The sequence below is a fragment of the Saccharopolyspora sp. genome, assembly GCF_017434145.1.
Lineage (GTDB): Bacteria > Actinomycetota > Actinomycetes > Mycobacteriales > Pseudonocardiaceae > Saccharopolyspora_C > Saccharopolyspora_C galaxeae.
The window spans coordinates 1-3267 of sequence record NZ_JAFRFW010000898.1; the positions used below are offsets into that span (position 1 = coordinate 1).

At 72.7% G+C, this 3267-nt stretch carries 3 protein-coding genes and 1 pseudogene; 1 reads left to right on the forward strand and 3 read right to left on the reverse strand.

The features are described from left to right. Positions 1–228: pseudogene (locus IJH84_RS24325) on the forward strand (DNA polymerase IV); the annotation flags it as partial. Positions 229–262: 34 nt separating this feature from the next. On the opposite strand, the gene IJH84_RS24330 reads toward IJH84_RS24325, so the two are convergent. The 3 genes from IJH84_RS24330 to IJH84_RS24340 form a co-directional block, all read right to left on the reverse strand. Beyond that, positions 263–1045 (reverse strand): hypothetical protein, encoded by a 783-nt coding sequence (locus IJH84_RS24330; protein ID WP_295149499.1) that lies wholly within the window; start codon positions 1043–1045, stop codon positions 263–265. Positions 1046–1144: 99 nt separating this feature from the next. After that, entirely contained in the window at positions 1145–2326 is a 1182-nt protein-coding gene (locus IJH84_RS24335) for an acetyl-CoA C-acetyltransferase (protein ID WP_295149504.1), read from the reverse strand. Between the two features lie 168 nt (positions 2327–2494). Continuing rightward, a partial coding sequence (locus tag IJH84_RS24340) for a hypothetical protein (RefSeq protein ID WP_295149507.1) occupies positions 2495–3267 on the reverse strand: 773 nt, incomplete at its 5' end.

Sequence of the window (3267 nt, forward strand, 5' to 3'; positions counted from 1 at the left end):
CCCGCCGAGCAACCCGCCGAGTCCGAGCCGCTGTTCCAGCGCCCGTGGCGAGCGGGTGACGACGTGTTCCACCCGGAGCACGGGCACGGCTGGGTGCAGGGCGCCGGGCTCGGCCGGGTCACGGTCCGGTTCGAGACCGCGCGCACCGGCCGCGGGCGGGCGCGCACGTTCGGTGCCGAAGACCCGGCGCTGAAACCGGCCGACCCGCTCGACAGCCTCGGCTGGTGAACCGCTGCGGCTCGCCGCGGCACCGCCCCGGGACTCAGCGCCGGACCGAGTCGTTGTTCGTCGGCATGGGCGGCAGGTGCCTGCGGTAATGGCCGATCCACTTGCGCGGTGCCGAGGTCTGCACCGCCTGCTCCACCGCGCGGGGCACGCGGCTGAACGGCGGGAGGTGGAACCGGTAGCGCACGCCCGGGGTGTCCGCGACGGACGGCGGTTCCTCGACGAGCCAGCGCTCGAGCTCCGGGTGCCGGGAGCTGAATCCGGCGTCGGCCGGGTAGAACTCCAGCGCTACCCGCCGCTCCGGGTGCACCGGCCGGTTCTGCTCGATCCACGGCAGCCGGCCGATGCCGATGGCGGAGATCTCCTTCCACGGCACGCCGAACACCTCACCGCGGGTGCGCGCGTAGAAGCCGCTGCGGTCCACCAGGAAGCCGCGGCTGTTGAGCATCCCGCTCGCGGAGAACGCGAACCACAGGAACACGACCCCGAACACCAGCTGCCAGATCCACATGCCGACCGTGTTGCCGCGGTTGACCAGGGTCGCCGCGCACAGCACGGTGAGGAACCCGCTCACCCCGCCGCCGAGCAGCAGCATCCGGAAGGTGCCCGCGGAAACGTCGACGTCCCGGGCCTCCGGGCCGAGCCCGATCGGCGCGGCCGGCTCCTGCGGGCGTTCGTCCCGGCCGTAGACGCGCGTCCCCGGGCCACCCTGGGCGTTGCCTTGGTTCAGGGTGGTCTTCTCGGTGGTCCTGCCCGGCACGGTCGCCCATTCCCGTTCCGCCCGGTCCGCGCGCTGCCATCCGCCAGGTAGCCATTTCATGCCCGCCAGGGTAGCGGCGCGCACTCCGGGCGATCGGCCTCGGTGACCCGGAACCCGGGTGGCATCAGGGTGATTTCCGGGTTTCCCCGTGCGTCGAGGTCAGGCCGCGCGCAGCAGCAGCGCGTCGCCCTGGCCGCCACCGCCGCACAGCGCCGCCGCGCCCTGCCCGCCGCCGCGGCGCCGCAGCTCGAGCGCGAGGTGCAGCGCCAGCCGGGCGCCGGACATGCCGATGGGGTGGCCGAGCGCGATGGCACCGCCGTTGACGTTCACCGCGTCCTCGCTGAGCCCGAGCGCCTGCGCGGAGACCAGCCCGACCGCGGCGAACGCTTCGTTGATCTCGACGAGGTCCAGCTCGGCGGTGCGCTGCCCGCCCTTGGCCAGCGCGGCCTTGATCGCGTTCGACGGCTGCTCGTGCAGGCTCGCGTCCGGCCCGGCGACGACGCCGTGCGCGCCGATCTCGGCCAGCCAGTCCAGTCCGAGCTCGTCGGCCTTGGCCTTGCTCATCACCACGACCGCGGCGGCGCCGTCGGAGATCTGCGAGGCCGAGCCCGCGGTGATCGTCCCGTCCGGTGCGAACGCCGGGCGCAGTTTGCCGAGGCCGTCCGCGGTGGTGTCGGCCCGGATGCCTTCGTCGCTGTCGACCACGACCGGGTCGCCCTTGCGCTGCGGCACGCTGACCGGCGCGATCTCCTCGGCGAACACGCCCCGCTCGGCCGCGGCTCCGGCGCGCTGGTGCGAGCGGGCGGCGAACTCGTCCTGCGCGCGGCGGGTCAGGCCGTGCCGGGAGTTGTACTTCTCGGTCGAGGCACCCATCGCCATCTGGTCGAACGCGCAGGTCAGGCCGTCGAAGGACATGTGGTCGACGAGCTGGCCGTCACCGAACTTGATGCCTTCGCGGGAGTTGGTCAGCAGGTGCGGGGCCTGCGTCATGGACTCCTGCCCGCCCGCGACGACCACGTCGAACTCGCCCGCCCTGATCAGCTGGTCGGCCAGGGCGATCGAGTCCAGCCCGGACAGGCAGACCTTGTTGACGGTGAGCGCGGGAACGTCCATCGGGATGCCGGCGCCGACCGCGGCCTGCCGGGCCGGGATCTGCCCGGCTCCGGCGGTCAGCACCTGGCCCATGATCGTGTACTGCACCTGCTCCGGCGGCACGCCCGCGCGTTCCAGCGCGGCCCTGATCGCCACCGCGCCGAGCTGGGCGCCGCTGAAGTCCTTCAACGAGCCGAGCAACCGCCCCATCGGGGTGCGTGCTCCAGCAACGATCACAGACGAGCCCACTGCCGCCTCCCGGTTCGTTCGACTCCGGTCCATTCGACCACCGACGCCATCATGCCCCTGCCGAGGCTGGCCGGACCATACCCGGCGTGGCACGCGGTGCCAGCCGGTTCGCGGGGTGCGCTCGGGCACATGCGGGAGGGAAGCGGCAGCGCTCCCCTCCCCTGCCGATCAGCAGTTGCCGCGGCCTGCCGTGGTGTCGCAAAGCGCGGACTCCGCGGACCAGGACAGCTCGCTGCGCGCGTCGGTCCCCAGTTTCCGGGAGGCCGAGACGTCGGTGTCCGCTCCCGAATCACCCTTCAGCCAGTACCGGACCTCGTACTCGCCGCCCCCGCTGGAGTAGGTGAACGCGTAGAACGGCGCGGGCACCGGCGCCGGCCCGAAATCCGGCGACAGCCAGGCATCTTCGCCTTCCGCAGCATGCGGATCGATGTAGAGGCAGTCGTAGGTGGCGCCCTCGAAGGTGCACTTGCGCGGTTCACCGCCGCCGTAGCGGCCGACCGAATCGACCTTCGTGACGCCGTTGGTGGCGAGCCGTTGGTAGATGTCCTCGCACGCGCCTTCGTCGCAGGCGTGCCAAGCCGACCACGCGGCCGCACGGGATTCCGCAGCGGAAGCACCATCCGCGGCCGAGTCGCAGTACCGACCCACGACGTGCGCGGCGGCCGTCTTCGCCGCCGACCGCGAATCCACTGCGGTGGCAGCGGTTTCCTGCGCCCCCAGACCTGCCGAGTCGAGCTGCCAGATGCCGACACCGGGGTTGAAGAACAAGCCGTCGGCGCGCTGCTGCGGATCGGCCAGCGCCGTCTGGTCGTCGTAGCGGGACAACGTCATCGGGGCGGGTGCGGCCCCGGAACCCGCGACCTCCGGCCAGGTCGGGGCCAGCGTGAGGTTGGTGGCATCGGCCGCGCTCAGCCCGCAATCCTCGGCTGCGGCGGCATCCG